The sequence below is a fragment of the Aquirufa antheringensis genome, assembly GCF_023921165.1.
Taxonomy (GTDB): Bacteria; Bacteroidota; Bacteroidia; order Cytophagales; family Spirosomataceae; genus Aquirufa; species Aquirufa antheringensis.
Genome location: NZ_CP049835.1, coordinates 1,783,701 through 1,801,534 on the forward strand (window position 1 = coordinate 1,783,701; position 17,834 = coordinate 1,801,534).

The 17,834-nt window shown below is 44.4% G+C and carries 15 protein-coding genes; 8 read left to right on the top strand and 7 right to left on the bottom strand.

The features are described from left to right. Positions 1 to 5 precede the first annotated feature (5 nt). Positions 6 to 2,036, bottom strand: a complete 2,031-nt coding sequence (locus G9X63_RS08075; protein WP_252622362.1) for a M13 family metallopeptidase — start codon at positions 2,034 to 2,036, stop codon at positions 6 to 8. Between the two features lie 57 nt (positions 2,037 to 2,093). Here G9X63_RS08075 and G9X63_RS08080 point away from each other — a divergent pair, with 57 nt between their 5' ends. Further along, complete coding sequence (locus G9X63_RS08080; protein WP_252622364.1) at positions 2,094 to 4,127, top strand: S9 family peptidase; 2,034 nt, start codon at positions 2,094 to 2,096, stop codon at positions 4,125 to 4,127. Positions 4,128 to 4,272: 145 nt separating this feature from the next. On the opposite strand, the gene G9X63_RS08085 is transcribed toward G9X63_RS08080, so the two are convergent. After that, a complete protein-coding gene (locus G9X63_RS08085; protein ID WP_252622366.1) occupies positions 4,273 to 5,343 on the bottom strand; it encodes a Gfo/Idh/MocA family protein in 1,071 nt (356 codons plus the stop codon). Between the two features lie 32 nt (positions 5,344 to 5,375). On the opposite strand from G9X63_RS08085, the gene G9X63_RS08090 reads away from it, so the two are divergent. Then, the gene (locus tag G9X63_RS08090) at positions 5,376 to 7,289 is read left to right on the top strand and encodes an alpha/beta hydrolase fold domain-containing protein (RefSeq protein WP_252622368.1); all 1,914 of its coding nucleotides are present in this window, start codon (positions 5,376 to 5,378) and stop codon (positions 7,287 to 7,289) included. 57 nt (positions 7,290 to 7,346) lie between these two features. Next, positions 7,347 to 8,237 (top strand): sugar phosphate isomerase/epimerase family protein, encoded by an 891-nt coding sequence (locus G9X63_RS08095; RefSeq protein ID WP_252622369.1) that lies wholly within the window; start codon positions 7,347 to 7,349, stop codon positions 8,235 to 8,237. 76 nt (positions 8,238 to 8,313) lie between these two features. Here the strand turns inward: G9X63_RS08095 and G9X63_RS08100 are convergent, their stop codons facing one another. From G9X63_RS08100 to G9X63_RS08115, 4 genes are all read right to left on the bottom strand, one after another. Then, entirely contained in the window at positions 8,314 to 10,230 is a 1,917-nt protein-coding gene (locus G9X63_RS08100) for an alpha-amylase family glycosyl hydrolase (RefSeq protein WP_252622371.1), read from the bottom strand. Between the two features lie 6 nt (positions 10,231 to 10,236). Then, complete coding sequence (locus G9X63_RS08105; RefSeq protein WP_252622374.1) at positions 10,237 to 11,178, bottom strand: carbohydrate kinase family protein; 942 nt, start codon at positions 11,176 to 11,178, stop codon at positions 10,237 to 10,239. Beyond that, a complete protein-coding gene (locus G9X63_RS08110; RefSeq protein WP_252622376.1) occupies positions 11,175 to 12,485 on the bottom strand; it encodes an MFS transporter in 1,311 nt (436 codons plus the stop codon). The genes G9X63_RS08105 and G9X63_RS08110 overlap by 4 nt, the downstream gene beginning before the upstream one ends. Before the next feature lie 74 nt (positions 12,486 to 12,559). Beyond that, complete coding sequence (locus G9X63_RS08115; RefSeq protein ID WP_252622378.1) at positions 12,560 to 13,276, bottom strand: SDR family oxidoreductase; 717 nt, start codon at positions 13,274 to 13,276, stop codon at positions 12,560 to 12,562. Between the two features lie 40 nt (positions 13,277 to 13,316). Here G9X63_RS08115 and G9X63_RS08120 point away from each other — a divergent pair, with 40 nt between their 5' ends. The 5 genes from G9X63_RS08120 to G9X63_RS08140 all read left to right on the top strand — a co-directional run bounded on the left by G9X63_RS08120 (position 13,317) and on the right by G9X63_RS08140 (position 17,103). Next, on the top strand, positions 13,317 to 14,156 hold the full coding sequence (locus tag G9X63_RS08120; protein ID WP_252622380.1) for a diacylglycerol/lipid kinase family protein: 840 nt from the start codon (positions 13,317 to 13,319) through the stop codon (positions 14,154 to 14,156). Next, the gene (locus tag G9X63_RS08125; protein ID WP_252622382.1) at positions 14,153 to 15,571 is read left to right on the top strand and encodes an amidohydrolase; all 1,419 of its coding nucleotides are present in this window, start codon (positions 14,153 to 14,155) and stop codon (positions 15,569 to 15,571) included. The genes G9X63_RS08120 and G9X63_RS08125 overlap by 4 nt, the downstream gene beginning before the upstream one ends. A gap of 69 nt (positions 15,572 to 15,640) precedes the next feature. Then, positions 15,641 to 15,976, top strand: a complete 336-nt coding sequence (locus tag G9X63_RS08130; protein WP_130896121.1) for an ArsR/SmtB family transcription factor — start codon at positions 15,641 to 15,643, stop codon at positions 15,974 to 15,976. A 1-nt stretch (position 15,977) separates the two neighbouring features. Next, complete coding sequence (locus G9X63_RS08135) at positions 15,978 to 16,496, top strand: ArsI/CadI family heavy metal resistance metalloenzyme (protein WP_252622384.1); 519 nt, start codon at positions 15,978 to 15,980, stop codon at positions 16,494 to 16,496. Between the two features lie 25 nt (positions 16,497 to 16,521). After that, complete coding sequence (locus G9X63_RS08140; RefSeq protein WP_338079066.1) at positions 16,522 to 17,103, top strand: low molecular weight phosphatase family protein; 582 nt, start codon at positions 16,522 to 16,524, stop codon at positions 17,101 to 17,103. Positions 17,104 to 17,281: 178 nt separating this feature from the next. Here G9X63_RS08140 and G9X63_RS08145 read toward each other — a convergent pair whose 3' ends face one another. Then, the gene (locus G9X63_RS08145) at positions 17,282 to 17,707 is read right to left on the bottom strand and encodes a YybH family protein (protein WP_252622388.1); all 426 of its coding nucleotides are present in this window, start codon (positions 17,705 to 17,707) and stop codon (positions 17,282 to 17,284) included. Positions 17,708 to 17,834: the final 127 nt, after the last annotated feature.

Genomic DNA, 17,834 nt, shown 5'->3' on the forward strand with positions numbered 1-17,834 from the left:
AAAGATTACCAAATCTTAATCCGATCTTCCGGCTTCTTATACAGCTTATCGCCTGGTTTCACATCAAAAGCTTTGTACCAAGCATCCATATTTACTGGAGCACCGATGGTCCGGTATTGACCAGGTGAGTGTGGATCTGTTAATACTTGTTGAGCCTCTGTCTCAGGAAGAGAAGAACCTCTCCAAACTTGTGCCCAAGCTAAGAAGAAACGTTGGTCTGGTGAGAAGCCATCGATTTTCTTCGTTGACTTGCCTTGCTTCGTCATTTTGAACGCTTCGTAAGCCATATTCAAGCCACCTAAGTCACCGATGTTTTCGCCCATCGTTAATTTACCATTGACGTGGATCGTGTCTTGAACAGTGTACGCATCAAATTGCTTGCCTAAAAGTTCCGTTCTCGCTTTGAACTTCGCTAAGTCGTCTTTAGTCCACCAGTTACGTAAGGTTCCGTCTTTGTCGTATTGGCTACCTGAATCGTCGAAACCGTGAGACATCTCGTGTCCGATAACAGCGCCGATTCCACCATAGTTGATCGCATCATCTGCGTCAGCTGCGAAGAATGGGAATTGCAAAATACCGGCAGGGAATACGATTTCGTTCATCACTGGGCTGTAGTAAGCGTTTACCGTTGGTGGCGTCATACCCCATTTGCTTCTGTCTACCGGTTTTCCTAATTGCGCTAAGTTTTCTTGGAAGCCCCAAGCACCAGCGCGGCGGATGTTTCCGTAGTATTCAGACGCTGAAATTTCTAAGCCATCGTAGTTTTTCCATTTGTCAGGATATCCGATTTTAGGAGTGAAGGCATTTAATTTGGCCAAAGCCTTTTCCTTCGTCTCCGCGCTCATCCAATCTAATTTGTTGATGCGAACAGCGAAAGCCTTACGTAGGTTAGCCACTAATTCTACCATTCTCGCTTTCGCTTCTGGCTTGAAGTATTTAGCTACATACAATTGACCTAATAATTCACCTAAGGTTCCATCCGTCATCGCTGACATGCGTTGCCATCTTGGAGCTTGTACTTTTTGTCCTGATAATACTTGTGAATACGCAAAGCTCGCTTTCACGAATGGAGAGCTTAAATAGCCAGCGCTACTACGCAATACATTCCATGTTAAATAGGTCTTCCACGTTTCTACGGGTGTTTCGATCAATAATTTGTTCGCTGCCTCGAAGAATTTAGGTGCACCTACTAGAATTGAATCTGGAGCAGATGTGCCAAAGTCTTGGAAAGTCAATGCCCAGTTAAAGGCAGGTGTCTTTTGATTGAAATCAGCAAAGGCAAACTTGTTATAAGTCTTGTACGGATCACGCATTTCGACACGAGCCATCTGCGCTTCAGCTAATTTCTTTTCTAATTGGAATACGGTTTCAGCATTCGCTTTCGCTTGAGCCTCAGGAGTTCCAGTTAACGTAAACAAGGTCGCTACGTATTTTTTGAATGCCTCCTGAATCTTTAGGCTACGTGCATCACTCTTTAAGTAGTAATCGCGATCAGGAAGTGATGTTCCACCTTGTCCTAATTGCGGTACCATTTTCTCTACGTTCTTGCGGTCTTGACCGATGTAGAAACCAAATAAAGGAGAAGCAATCCCTGAAGAGCGTAAACGCGCGATTTCAGTAACCACTTGTGACTTGAATTGCAAACCTGCAATATGTTGTAAGTCCGCTTGGATAGGCGTGTAGCCTAATTTTTCGATAGCTATACTGTCCATTGCTGCCGCATAGAAGTCAGCGACTCTTCTTTCGACTGAACCTGCGGCCGCTTTCGTGCCTTTGGTCTCATCTAAAATCGTTTTAATCGCATTGATGTTGAAATCGCGTAATTGGTTGAAGGCACCCCAACGTGTTTCTTTGGCTGGGATCGGGTTTTTTCTAACCCAAGGTCCATTAGAATATTCCACGAAGTCATCCCCCGCTTTTACGCTCAGGTTCATGTTGTCGCGGTCAATAAATTTCCCCGGTTTTTCTTGCGCATATAGGCTGCCGCTGAATAGCAATGAGCCTGCAAGGACGAGTTGTAAGTAATTATTTTTCATTTGAAAAAGGTTGATGTGACATTAAATTAATTAATTTACTGAATCTAAACTACCCATATGAAGAAATTGTTACTACTACTGTCCTGCTTTTTAGCATTTAGCCTCTCTGTCCACGCTCAAAAGCCCATGTCACATGAGATCATGATCAAGCTGAAGAAAGTGGGGGCTCCTAAAATTTCACCAGATGGTCGCCACGTCATCTATTCCCGCATCGAAACGTCTTACAATCTAGAAGAACAAACATCAGACCTTTGGATTGCTGCCACGGATGGTTCTTCACAGCCTAGAAAATTAACCAATTCAAAAGGCGGTGAAGACAATTACCACTGGTCTGCCACTTCCGATAAGATTTATTTCATTGCCAAACGCGATGGCGACGAAGCCCCGCAACTGTACGTTTTACCTTTAGCTGGCGGTGAGGCACAACGATTAACCACACTTTCTACCGGAGTAAGTGACGTTAAATTCTCATCAGACGGCTCGCGCATTATTTTCTCCAGCCGCGTTTTTCCTACCGCTTTCACGGATTCGGTTAGTAAGAAATTAGCGGAAGAAAAGAAGAAAATTAAGACCAAAGCACGTGTCTATCAATCGTTCCCTGTTCGTTATTGGGACTCTTGGCTAGATGAAAAACAAGGTCATATCTTCACAATGGACCTAAAGTCTGGCTCAAAGCCGGTGAATTTAATGGCGAGCATATCACTCGTGAATTCTCCAGGTTTCCGTTTAGGTTCTTATAACTTCAGTGCTGACGGCAAATCAGTTGTGTTTACGGCAACTACGGAATACAATACCACCGCTTATCAATCGGCAAAATCGAATATCTATTCGGTGAGTTTGTCTGGTAGCAAAGAAACGGTGTTAGTGAGTGATGAGACTTCTTATACTTCAGCGGAATTTACGGCAGATGGGAAATACCTCATTACATCGGGTTCTGCTATCGGCAATAAATTGTATTACTTAAATCGGATTTACCGCTTTGATGCGTCTTCTTTTTCTGCCAAAAAAGAGCTAGCCGCCACCCTCGATCGTCCCATCAACGATATGGAAATAACGGGTTCTGCCATCTTCGCGAGCATTGAAGACCAAGGAGTAGATCGCATCGTTGAGATTTCCCTGGCCGATGGCTCCGTCAAACCGGTTTTAGGCGCAGATGCAGGATCTTTTACCGGGCTAAGCTTATCGACTGATCCCCGTATTTTTGCCTACCAATACCAAAACATTGCAACTCCGCCAGAAGTGTGGGTCTCGGCAAATGGTTCATTGAAAGCCATTTCAAAAGCGAATGATGCGGTTTTAGCTGGGTTGGATTTACAAAAACCGGAGGTGATTTGGACTAAATCATCTAGAGGTAAAATGATTCGTTCGGTCGTTTTGAAACCAACCGGTTTTGATGCCTTTAAGAAATACCCTCTCTTCGTTTTAATGCACGGCGGTCCAGCTAGTTCATTCAAAGATGTGTTTGGATACCGTTGGAACCCCTACATTTTAGGTTCGCCGGGCTACGTAATCGTGATGACCGACTACACAGGATCTGTGGGATATGGTGAGAAATTCGCTCAAGATATTCAGTTTGACCCGTTCAAAGGTCCAGGGCAAGAAATCCAAGAAGCGGCGGCAGATGCCATCAAACGCTTCTCGTTTATTGATGGAACCAAACAAGCCGCGGGTGGTGCTTCCTATGGAGGACACTTAGCCAATTGGATGCAGGCGACTACGTCTCATTACAAATGCTTAATCTCACACGCGGGTTTAGTGAACTCGGAGGCGCAATGGGGAACATCGGATGTGATTTGGGGTAGAGAATTGATGAATGGGGGAGCACCTTGGGTACCTACTAAAACGTGGAAAGAACAAAACCCGATGCGCTTCGCCGCGAACTTCAAAACCCCAATGCTATTAACCGTAGGTGAAAACGATTACCGTGTCCCTATCAATAATACGTTGGAAAACTGGAGCATTCACCAACGTCTTCAAATTCCGAGCAAGTTAATTGTTTTTCCTGGGGAGAACCACTGGATCCTGAATCCAGATAATTCGAAGTTCCACTATTCGGAAATACAGGGTTGGTTAGCGACGTATTTAAAGTAGCCAGTATCCGGTAACCAGTAGTCAGTATTCGGTAATCAGTAGTCAGTATCAAGTAGTCGGTATATTATCCACTGACTACTGATTACTGCCCCCTGTCTACTGACTACTGATTACTGGATACTGTCTACTGACTACTGTCTACTGATTACAGCTTCACCATCTCCCCCGTCCTCACCGACTCATCACACGCAAAAGCGATGCGCAAACTATTTACCGCATCCTCCACGTGATCTGTCAGGTCTATATTTTCGGTTATGGCTTGTAGGAAATAGGCCTGCTCGCGATCGCAAAGACCTTGGTGATCCGGTTCATCCGTTAGGTTAACCCATTCGTCTTCTTTCGTGAATTCGTTTTTTGAATCAATGTCTGCATGGTGTACACGCAGGGATTCTGTTTTCGTGTGTGATTCCACGTCATCGGATTTGCCCTCGCCGCCGGCATTTTTTGCGACGATAGAAACGGAACCTTTTGGCCCAAAAACATCTTTCACAAAATACGCATTCTGTGAGATCATGGGACCCCAGCCGGCCTCGTACCAACCTACGGAACCATCTTCAAAGTGAATCTGTAATTGACCGTAATTATAATTGCCTGCCGGAATATCTTCTGTCATTCGCGCGCCGATGGCCGAAACACGCATTGGTTTCGAGCGCGTCATTTGGCACATGACATCAATATAGTGTACCCCACAATCGACGATAGGGCTTAAAGATTTCATCAAATTACGGTGCACATCCCACATGTAGCCATGGGATTGTTGATTTAAGTTCATGCGCATGACTAATGGTTTCCCCATCGTCTTAGCAATCTCGATGAATTTGATCCAGGACGGATGGTGGCGTAAAATGTAGCCCACTACGAGTTTTTTGCCGCTTTTCTTTACAGCTTCAGCTACCCGAATAGCGCCTGCCAATGAATCAGCTATCGGTTTCTCTAAGAAAACGTGGCAACCTGCTTCTAATGCGGCGATGGCATAGGCTTCGTGGGTATCTGGGTAAGTGGAGATGCAAACTGCATCTGGTTTGGAGTCTGCTAAGGCGGTGAAATAGTCGCTGTAGAGTTTTTGGCCCCCACCTAATGCTTCGTTCAATGCTTCCTTGCTATTTCCTGGAGAAACGAGTCCGCAGATTTCAAATCCGGCTACATTCTGGTAGGCTTTCGCATGAGAGGCTCCCATGTTTCCGCAACCCACCACGAGCACGCGTATATTTTTCATGTTAATCGATTTAGAATCGTAAATTAGGAAGAATGATTAGAATAATCGAAACTTCGCCTTTACAAATTATGCGCATCCTCCTTATTTTCTTGCTTATTGGTTCCTTGAGTCTTCAAGCCCAAAATAAATCAGGCATCACCGGTAAACCTGACACGTCCTTTACGAATTATGCTGCCTTGCAAATGGTAGTGAAACAGGATCCCACGATTCGCTTAGCCGAAGTTCAAAGTTCAAAGAGCAAAGTTCAAAGTTCAGTGTACAAAGTGATAGGATCAAGGAAACTCGTGGTGGATGAATATGCGGTCTCAGCCACTCGCAAGCTACCTACGCTCGTATTTTTCCATGGAGGTGGCTGGAGAACGGGGCATCGTTCACAGCATATTCCTTTAGCAAAAGCACTAGCAGATCGCGGATACCGGGTCTTTTTAGTTGAGTATCGTTTGTCTACAGAAGCTCTTTACCCTGGTGCGATGCTGGATGCTCAAGCTGCCTTGCAATGGGTTTCGAAACGCCAGAATGTGGGAGAAATCTACGTGGGTGGTTATTCAGCTGGGGGCCAAATGGCTGCGCTCCTAGGTTCCGTTCAAGATGAAAATACCTACGGCAAAGGGGTCAAATTAGCTGGGGCCATCGATATCGATGGGATATTGGCTTTTATTCACCCGGAATCAGGGGAGGGAGACGATAGTAAACGTATCTCAGCGGCGACTCATTATTTTGGGTATAATAAGGTAGAGGGCGAGGCAATCTGGAAGGAGGCTTCCGCCTTGAGTCATGTGACGAAAGGCGATCCGCCGGTATTATTCTTAAATTCGAGTGATGAGCGGATGCATGCAGGGCGTGACGATTTTAGGCAGAAAATGGCCGGTTTGGGAATACATACGGAGTTTCACACGTTCGAAAATTCTCATCATACCTTCGTATTAATGAATCACTGGTTCAATCAGGTGATGGACCGAATGGATCGTTTTATGCGCAAACGTTTAGTGGTGGGAACCGATTTCAAGACGATACAATCCGCAGTAGATGTGGCTCGTCCTGGTCAGGAGATTTTCATTAAAAATGGCAATTACCAAGAAAAGGTATTCATCGATTCATTGAAACACCATTTGTCTTTTGTGGGAGAAAGCAGGGATGGCGTGGTGTTGCGGGAGACGATTGCGCGGGATATTTGGCGTTGTTCTAATCCAGATGATTATGGTGCGGGAGTGTTGAATATCAAAGGGCACGATTTGTCATTTCGGAATATGACTATTATGAATGAATATGGATTCACGGCGACGAAAGATATATCGATTCCTTGTTTGAACGAGGCAGGAAAGGAGACGACCACGACCGTCCAAAAATATGCCTTACCAAGGGAAAAGGGAGAGAAAGAAGGGGAGAAGATCGTCCGTGTAGATGGGCATCAATTTGCAGTTCGTACGATGCCCGGTGCCACCCGATTGTCTTTCGAGCATTGTACCATCCGATCAGGTGGCGGTGATACGGTAAGTCCTTGGGACGTGAATGCGGGAATGTATTATTTGAATGACTGTTTGATCGAAGGGGGAGTGGATTTGTATTGTCCGCGTGGCTATGCCTTGGCTGAGAATTGCACTTTTGTCTGCCATAATACGAGTGCGGCGATTTGGCACGATGGTTCAGGAGAACAAGGGGCGAAGACCGTTTTGAAAAATTGTCGTTTTATTGGGGATCCGGGGTATAAATTAGGTCGCTATCATAGGGAGGCACAATTTTATCTTTTGAACTGTTCTTTTGATAAAAATATGGCGGACGCACCTATCTACCAATCGGGCGATCGAGTGCTCAATTGGGGCCATCGCGTGTATTATGTGGATTGCCATAAGGATGGAGGCGACTTCGTTTGGCATAAAAATAATACGTCGGTGAAAGCTGGTGACCTGACCTTCAAGACTATTTTTGGCAGAAATTGGAAAAAATAATTTATTGTATCATTAAAATACATTAACTTTGTTCTGTTACCTCTAAACTTATCAACTATGAACTCGAGAAGAAGATTTCTTCAGCAGTCTAGCGCTTTTCTGGCGGCTAGCGTTTTAGCCCCTCGTTTCTTGTCTGCACAATCGTTTACCAATCGTCCGGTCGGTATTCAGTTGTTTACCTTTTTTGGAAAATTTGACCAAGATGTAAAAGGGAATTTGCAGAAGATTGCGGAACTAGGCTATACGGAGATTGAATCTGCTTTCTCGATGTTACCCGGTTTTTATGGGATGAAAGGCAAAGAGTTTATGGCCTTGAATAAGGATTTAGGATTGAATTGGGTTTCGCACCACGTGGTGGGAGCACCCTTGAAACCTCGTCCCGGAATGGATATGTCGCGTTTCCCTAAGATGATTAATTTGCGCGATGATGCGCAGCAAGCGGTGGATAATGCAGCGGAGGCAGGTGTAAAATACCTCGTGTGTGCCAATATCCCGATTGATACAAAGGAGGAAGTTGCTCAGGCAGTGGAAACCTTAAACAAGGCAGGAGAATTAGCGAAAAAGGCAGGACTTACGTTCTGCTACCATAACCATGATGCAGAATTTAAAGCGGTAGAAGGCCAAAAACCTTTCGACATATTCGCCTCTCAAGTACCTGCAGACTTATTGAAATTTGAATTGGATTTGGGTTGGGCTTCAAAGGCTGGAGTGGATGTCGTGGAATTGTTTAAACAACATCCTGGACGTTTCCCATTATGTCATATTAAAGACTTCGACTCAGAATTTAAAAATATTCTCCCAGTGGGAGAGGGTGTAGTGAACTACAAGCGCATTTTTGATGCAGCTAAATCAGGAGGCCTAGAGCACTTCTTTGTAGAGCATGATTTCCCGAAAGACGCTTTCGAAAGCCTTCGCATCAGCAAGAAGGCTTTGGACGCCATTTTATAATCCGCCTAACGGTTTTTTAGTGTTTAATGATTGAATTTTGATTCTGGAAAAACATCCCTTTTTAGGGGATGTTTTTTTATTTTAAGACATAAAACTGATAGGGTGCGAAAGCCAAATGATCGTGATCCATCCCGATCTGAACCGTTTTGCCTGACCATAGGTCTTTCATGGCAGTGGCCCGTTCTCCGAAGGCTCCTAACATATAATAAGTCACCTCTTGTGGCTGCGCACTAAAGTTGAATAAGAAAAACACTTTCTCTCCATTCAGGTAGCGCTCAAAACCGATGATCGAATTATTGTGCACCTCTAACCAGTGAATATTTTTCAAGTCTGCCACCACTTTCAGTGATTTACGCAGCTTGATCAATTTTTGTAGATTCGTGAATACTTTATTTTCGATTGAATCCGCTTTATCAACCGTCGCATTCTTTTTCCAATCAATGATCGGGCGGTGCATCCAGCGGTTATCGTATGATTTGCCCGGATCTTGTAAATACGTATAATCGTTTGTGTAAGCGGCTTCATCGCCATAGAACAACATCGGTACACCACCTACAAATAGACTTTGCGCTTGCATCATCGTGATTTTGTCGATGGAAGTCTGGATATCTGCCGCATTTTTAGACGCGATGGCTTTCTCTAAACCACATAAGGAGGCTAACGAACCTGAAAGACGCGCATCCTGTGTTTTGGGATTTACGGCAAACAGGGCTCCAGTCGCAGGAGACTCGATGCCGCCGCTGTAATAGTTTTTGATATAAGAGCGGTGATCGTAGGGATTAAATCCCGCTTGTTCGATCATCCAATCGTCATAACCTAAGCCGATATCATCGTGGCAACGGGTGTAAGTTAACCAGGTCGCGCCTTTCGGTTTGCGCAATAATTCGTTTTGAGCGGTGCGCATCACGCGGATATCACCGGTAGCCAAGGCATCCCATTGAACGGCCATTTGAGTGGCGTTATAGGCGAAGTCACACTCGTGTGTAGAGAAACGACCCGTTCCGAAGTATTCCATTATCTGGGCTGGAGCCACAATGGCTTCGCCTAAAATGGCCATTCCAGGAGTAGCCACCTCTACGCACATCTTAATTAATTGTAATAATTGGTGTGCTTCGGGAAGGTTTTGGCAGGCGGTTCCCATTTGTTTCCAAATGAAAGCCGGCGCATCTATGCGCACCACGTCTACCCCTAAGTTGGCGTAGTAAAAGACGTTTGCGAGCATTTCTACGAAGACTTTGGGATTCGTATAATTCAAATCCCATTGGTAATGGTGGAAAACCGTCATCACCCATTTATCCATTTTTTCGTCGTAGGTGAAACTACCAGGTGAACTTTCTGGGAAGATTTCTGGCATGGTTTCCTCCATCGCATCTGGAATGCGGCGGTCGTCGTACATGTAGAAATAGTCTTGGTATTCTTTGATGCCTGCTTTCGCGAGCTTAGCCCATTCGTGGTGATGCGACGTGTGGTTTAACACGATGTCGATCATCAAGTACATATCTTTTTGTTGCAGGGCCTTTTGGAACTCGCGTAAATCTTCGATCGTCCCTAATTTCTCTTCCACCACACGGAAATCTTCTACTGCGTACCCGCCATCACTTTCACCCTCTGGGCTTTTGAATAAAGGCATTAAGTGAAGAAAATTCACGCCTAACTTCTCTAAATAGGGAAGCTTAGCGGGTAAATCGGTGATTTTTCCAGCAAAACGATCCACATATAAACTCATTCCCACCAGATCTTGGCTCAAAAACCAATTCTCCTCTTTCTTCGCCTTGGCTTCATCTCGCTTTTTTAACTCTGGGTTGCGATCCGTATAGGCTTGAAAAATAGTTTGGATTAAATCAGTAAACAAAGGACTATCCCCGTAGATCGCTCTGAAATGATTTTGAATATCATCCAAATTAGCTGTCAAACGTTCTTGAAAGCCAGCGTCCTTAATTTTATATGATTTCACAAGCGCATTCGCCTGTTTTTGAAGAGCGGAATTGTACACAGTCTATTAATTAAAAATACTATTGTTTAAGTTCTTGAAGGCTTCCATGGCTCCCAGGTATTCACAAGTTCTGGCACCGGCCTTATTCGCGTTTTCGACAATCTTTTTCCATTCAGCAAAATCAAGGTCTTGGATGTTTAATCCATCTAATTGATAAAGCACAGCTCCTACAAAGGCATCACCAGCCCCTGTCGTATCGACCGGTTTCACCGGAATACTAGGTATAATGTAGGTTTTACCTGCCAAACCCAATAAGGTGCCCTCTTTCCCTAAGGTAATCGCGAATACGCCTGGACAGATATCTAATAAGGCTTCAGTCGCTTCTTCTAAGGATTCCGTTTCCGTGATTAACATGGCTTCTTCATCAGATAGCTTCGTAAAATCCGCTTCTTTCAAGAAAATCATACTTTGCTTGATGAAGGACGGTATTTTATCGCCAAACAATAAATGGCGGTAATTCGGGTCAAAACTGATGATTTTGCCGTCTTTTTTCGCCCGGTCTTTCAAGGAATAATAGGCCGCATTCAAAGGTCCAGTTAAGAAGGCTGTCGCAGATCCAAAGTGAACGATGTTTACACCGGTTAAATCGATAGCCGCCACTTCTGCTTCCGTCAATTCTGCATCTGCACCGCGGTTAAAAACAAAATCACGCTCTCCATCGAGCATCAAAGAAACGAAGGCAAAAGTCGTGAACGTTTTCGAGTCCAAGTGAACGTGTTTCGTGTTCACGTTGAAATCTTGCATCACTGAAATCATTTGGCGTCCAAAAGGATCATTCCCCACTTTCGCACTCAAGCTCACCTCGCCACCTAAGGCGCCGATGGCTGCAGCTACGTTTGTGGGAGCTCCTCCTGGTTTTTTTAAGAAATTTTGACCGTCTGACAGGCTAGAACCTTTGTCAGTACAAATCATATCAATCAAGGCTTCGCCTATACAAATGACACTCATGCGGATTGTTTAGAAGGGGATGGTTGAATAAAGGCAGTCGCTAGGGCTGCAATGGCTAATAAAGCTCCTGCAAAGGTAATCGCATTTCTGGGATCGTTGTCTAAAAAATGCTTTAAAATGTAGCCAAATGATATATTTTGTAAAATCATCGGGATTACAATCATCATATTAATAATACCCATGTAGACTCCGTAACGCTCCTTAGGAATATCGCTAACCACCAGTAAATAAGGGATTCCCATCATACTTGCCCAACCAATTCCGAAGCCAGAAATAGCAAAGAATAACAAGTTCTTATTTTCGATGTGAGGGAAAGCCAGGAAACCGGCAGCGGCTAAAATAAGGCAAATCATATGTACGTATTTGGCCCCATATTTCTTGGCAAAACCGGCTAAAGCTAAAGCCGATAAGAAAGTAACGATGTTGTACCATCCATTCACTAAACCCGTCCAGGAAACGGCTTCCTCGTATAATTTCGGGTTACTTTTAGGCGTTGCGTTCCAAACAGACAAAGCAATACTCTTCGATGAATTTTGCCAATAACAGAACAAAGCATACCACTGGAATAAATACACTAAAGCTAATTGCCACATTACTTTAGGCATTTCACCTATCGCGTGGAAGATTTCGAATATGGATTCTAAAACGCTCGTTTTGCGCGAACGAATCTCGGCTAATTCCTCAGCTGTCGGTTCAATTTCTGTAGTGGTGTGCATACTCCACCAGATGGATCCTATGGAACAAACGGCCCCCAGGAAGAAAGAGGCATATACCCAGGTAGGTAATGAACCCGTTTTTCCGATGAAGATCATCGGGAAAATGAAGAGGGATAGGTTGGCTAAGGTTTGGCCAAAACCCGTGAAAAAACTCTGCATCTGAAAGCCTGTAGGCTGTTGATCGTCATTTAATTTATCAGCGACAAAAGCACGGTAAGGCTCCATCGCCGTATTATTTCCGGCATCCAAGATCCACAATAAACTCGCGGCCATCCACAACGAAGACGAGAAAGGATAGAGTAAAAGGCAAATGCTACACAATAGAGCGCCTATGAAGAAATAAGGTTTGCGGCGACCCCAATGAGGATGCCAGGTGCTGTCACTCATCGCACCGATGAAAGGCTGTATCAATAAGCCCGTCACCGGGCCAGCTAGGTTTAATAAGGGGATTTCGTCAGGACTCGCTCCTAGGAAATCGTAGATAGGATTCACCGCACTTTGCTGCAATCCAAAACTATATTGAATGCCAAAAAAGCCAACGTTCATGTTGACGATCTGGCTAAAACTTAAAGAGGGTTTCCGTAAGGACATGTCTGATAGGTTTATTAGTAGATTAAATTTAACTATTCTGCCCTTTACCTGCAAACTGTCCTACACTGTTGACCCTAATATTCTTGATTTAGGGGGTGAATCATCAATTCATCGATCACTACGTGTGCTGGCTGGTTCATGACATAATAGATGCTATTCGCCATATCTTCCGGGCTCAACCAACCATCGTGCGAGGGATCGCCAGCCGGATCTGCATGAAAATGCGAATCCACTAATCCAGAATAGATCGTGCTTACTTTGATGCCGTCTCGTCTAACCTCTTTACGCAAGGCTTCTGTGAACGCGTGCTGCGCATATTTAGAAGCACAATAAAGCGATCCGCCATCGAAAACGCGTTTCGCCACATCAGAGGCAATCGTGATGAGATGGCCTTTTTTAGCGGCTTTTAGATGCGGCAGGGCTTTTTGGCAAAACAAAAAAGTCCCTTTTACATTCGTATCAAATACTTGATCCCATTGAGCCGCAGAATAGGATTCAGTAGGACCAAAAGCCCCAATCCCCGCGTTATTAATCACAAAATCAATATGTCCAAAGGTATGCACCGTTTTTTCTACTGCATCTGAGACAAACGCCTCATCAGAAACATCCCCGTCGAAATACAGTGGACGGTGTCCAATCTCGGTAATTTCTGCCGCCAGGTCTTTCAATTCACCTTTATTTCGTGCCACCAAACTTAATTGGAAGTTGTTTTTTGCAAGCAATAAAGCGAGGGCGCGGCCTATTCCACGAGAGGCTCCGGTGATGATGGCAGTGGGAAGTGAATTTGACATATTGATTTATTTTATGTTAAATTTAAACAATTCTATGATTATGAGTCAAAAAATAGCATTTCTTATCAATCCCCTAAAAAAGACTGTTGCCATTGCGGACTATTTTTCTTGGGTTATCGAGACCGTAAAGGTAGAGAAATCGGATTGGGAAATTCAGCTTTTTACCAAAGAATGGCCATCTGAGCTAAGTGATTTTGATCAAGTTTGGGTGATGGGCGGCGATGGAACATTTAATTATTTTGTGAATAAATACCGTTCTCTAGCTATTCCGATAGCGCTGTTTAAAGGTGGTACGGGTAATGATTTTTATTGGAAATTATATGGAGATCGATCGAGACGTGCACATTTAGATGCGGTATTAGCTGGTCACGTGGAAGCCTTCGATGCCGGGGACTGCAATGGGCAACTATTTTTGAATGGCGTGGGTATTGGAATCGAGGGAGAAGTGCTGAAATCGATGGATTCCATTCGCTACTTTGAAGGTGGCCTGGGTTATTATTTAGCCGCTATTCCTAATTTATTAAAGTTTAAGACCTATCAAATTCTAGGCGGCCGAGAGGTATTCCTCTGTATGGTTTTCAATTCTTCTAGGGCGGGTGGAGGTTTTCATTTCTTCCCCAAAGCCTCCGTTCAAGATGGCCTGCTCGATGTGTTATATTGTCAACCGATACCGGTTTGGAAGCGACTTTATTACATGCCCATTATACAATCAGGGAAGCATGTGAATCTGCCGATTGTGGAATTCTCCCAAACGAAAAAGATCAGCATTAAAACCAGCCGGGTCCTCAGTGCCCAGGTTGACGGAGAAGTCCAAACGTCTGACCAATTTGATTTCCAAGTTCTTCCTGCTAAATTTAAGTTCATTGTACCTCAATTATGAAAAAAATACTCTTATTCGCTTTAGTTAGCCTACAAGCTTTTGCACAAGACGCAGACAAAAAGAAAGTCTTAGCGAGAATTCAACAACAAGAATCGCATTACAGTGCGATCGCACAGAAAATCTGGAACTTCGCCGAAGTCGGATATAAAGAAAAACAATCCTCTGCTCTTTTGCAGGAAACCCTGAAACAAGCTGGTTTTACGATTGAAACAGGTGTAGCCGGCATCCCCACAGCCTTTGTCGCAACGTATGGACAAGGAAAACCGGTGATCGGTATCATGGCCGAATACGATGCGTTGCCAGGTTTATCACAAGATTCCATTCCCACTAAACGCTCTTTAGGAGGTGCCTCTGGGCATGCCTGTGGCCACCATTTATTTGGGACAGGTTCGTCTGCTGCAGCTATTGCGGTAAAAGAATGGCTAAAGGAAACGGGTGGAAAAGGAACGATCAAATTATACGGATGCCCGGCGGAAGAGGGTGGATCCGGAAAAGTATACATGGTTCGGGAGGGTTTATTTAATGACGTAGATGTCATGTTGCATTGGCATCCGAGCGATGCGAATTCGGTTTCGACGGGGTCATCTTTGGCGAACAAAACAGGTAAATTTCGTTTCTATGGTCTTTCATCGCACGCGGCGGCCTCCCCAGAAAGAGGTCGATCTGCTTTAGATGCGGTGGAGGCAATGGACTTTATGGCCAATATGATGCGCGAACACGTGCCGTCTTCTACGCGTATTCACTATGTCATTACGAACGGAGGTAAGGCGCCTAATATCGTTCCAGATTATGCGGAGGTCTATTATTATGTTCGTTCTCCGCAACGCGATATCGTGATGGATGTGTGGAATCGCTTAGAAAAAGCGGCGGAGGGCGCAGCTCTAGGAACAGGAACTCGCTATGAATTAGAAGTAATCGGTGGGGTATATGAGATTTTGCCAAACGAAAAGTTAGCCGCACTGATGAATTCGAACTTGCAAACGGTGGGAGGATATACCTTGAACCCAATAGAGCTTGCTTTCGCAAAGCAAATTCAACAAACTCCAGGCATGTTGCAGACGGATTTAGCGTCCACTTCTTCCGTAGTTCCAGGTCGTCCAGATCCAAGTGGCGGAGGCTCAACGGACGTGGGGGATGTGAGCTGGGTAGTTCCTACGATTGGTTTAGGAACTGCGACTTGGGTTCCAGGAACGACCGCGCATAGCTGGCAAGCAGTAGCTGCCGGTGGTACCAGCATCGGTAAAAAAGGGATGATGGTGGCTGCGAAGACGATCGCAGGGACGGCCATGGATTTATTTAAAAATCCCGCCTTGATCGATGCGGCAAAAGCAGAATGGTCGAAGCGTAAAGGAGCTGAATTCAAATACAAGGCTCTTTTAGGTGATCGCAAGCCGGCTTTGAATTATAGAGATTAAAATAAAATAGGCTTCGGCCTTTTTTATTTAGTTGTTTCATCGTAATATTGCAATGTAATAATTAAACAAATGGGAATTACCAAAACAGACCTCTTTACAGAAGAACAAAATGCGATTGCTCAGATGGCCAAAGTGCTCGGACATCCCGCACGCGTCGCTATTTTGCAGTATTTGGTGAAATCCAACACCTGTATCAACGGGGATCTTGTCCAAGAATTAGGTCTAGCTCAGGCTACCGTCTCTCAACATTTACGCGAATTGAAAGAGGTGGGATTTATTCAGGGAACGATTGAAGGCGTCTCGGTTTGTTATTGCATTAACCCAGAAAAGTGGGCGGAGTTTAGTCAGCTTTTTGGGGAGTTTTTCGAAAATTATTTTGTTGCACAAAAATCCAACTGTTGTTAATATGTCCACTTTTCCACGAATGCACGTCTCCTTGTATGTCAGCAATTTAGCGGCATCGGTGAATTTTTATTCTACTTTTTTCGGTCAGCCAGCCACGAAAGTGAAGCCTGGTTATGCGAAATATGTGTTAGATAGTCCCTCCTTGATTATCTCGTTTATTGAAAATCCAGAGCGTGTTCAGGCAAACTTTGGCCACTTAGGTTTCCAAGTAGAAACTTCGGAAGAGATGAATGCCCGTTTAGAAGTGGCTAGAAAACAAGGGATTGTTTCCAAAGAAGAAATCGGAACCTCTTGCTGCTTCGCCGTTCAAGACAAATTCTGGGCAACAGATCCTGACGGTGTTCAATGGGAAGTCTATTATTTCCATGAAGACGCAGAATTCAATGACCCACACTACGCTTCACAGGACGCCTCAGCTTGTTGTATGCCGCCGGTAGCAGTGGCTGAAGAAAAACCAAAATTAAAAATCGCCGAAGTGCAAGCCGCAAACGCTTGTACCCCAGGCTCAGGATGTTGCTAAGATGAAGGATATTTTAAACCAAAATTTGGAACAAATTCTCTCCCTCGAAATCCCAAACGAGCGCCGAGAAATACTACAAGTCTTGATTGATTACATCAAAGACAAACGCAAAAAAGAGCAGCCGATTCGACTGAATTTTATCTGCACGCACAACTCGCGCCGCTCTCAATTCTCACAAGTCTGGGCCCAAACCGCCGCTGACTATTTCCAAATCCCCGCCCAATGTTATTCTGGCGGGGTGGAGGTGACGGCATGCAACGAACGCACCGTGGCTTCCCTAGAGCGAATGGGTTTCATTGTCTCTAAACACGGCCATTCCAACCCCATCTATTTCGCCTTGCACACGCAGGATTCACGTCCCATCATTCTTTTTTCGAAACTATATGATGACGTCATAAATCCACACGGCATTTTTGCGACGGTGATGACCTGTTCACATGCAGACGAAAATTGCCCTTTCATCCCAGGTGCGGAAGCACGTATTCCGGTTCGTTATGAGGATCCCAAAGCCTTTGATGACACCACCGAGGAGGCTGCGCAATACGATGCAAGATCGAGACAGATAGCGAGTGAGATGTTTTTCGTTTTCTCTAGAGTTACTATTTAAAGCATAAAGAATAAAGCACAAAGAATAAAGTTGGTATCCCCTCTGGGGATGAACTCGGTAATGTTTAAATGCTTTTTTTTCACTTTAGGAAATAAATCTGAAAGTAGTTTAGAGAGTAAATTTTAGGGTAGCTACGATAAAATATTGCGAAGCACATTTTACGTGGCTACCCTAAAATTTACGAGGTGTGATCCCTCACCACCAGCCACTTCCCCTTCACCTTCTTCATCAACAACGTAAAATAGCCACCCACATCACCCACGGTCGGTCTTGTCAAATGCCAGCGGCCTAATACCCAAGCCGTTTTTCCTGCTGTAATATCTACTTCTTGAATGTCAAAATCTAACGTGCCCATCGTCTCGCGATTGGGGTATGATTTTAAATAGCGTTGCAACGTCGCCTCCCAGCCTGAAACGACGCCAGACTTTCCAATGAACTTTAGATTAGGGGATTTTTCGTAGTATTCCATAAAGCCCTCAATATCGCCCTTATTCCATAGTTTAATCTGAGTTTGCAGGACAGACTTGATTTCGTTTTCGTCTTTATTTGTTTGAGCGAAAAGAAGGGATGGGATGAAGAGGAGGAGGTAGAGGAGTGTTTTCATATTGTAAATTTATTTACAAAGTTCAAAGTTCAAAGAGCAAAGTTCAGAGTTTGAATCAGTTTTTTGTGAATTTATCCCTGAAAGGGATTCCATCTTTGTACTTTGAGCTTTGCTCTTTGTGATTTCC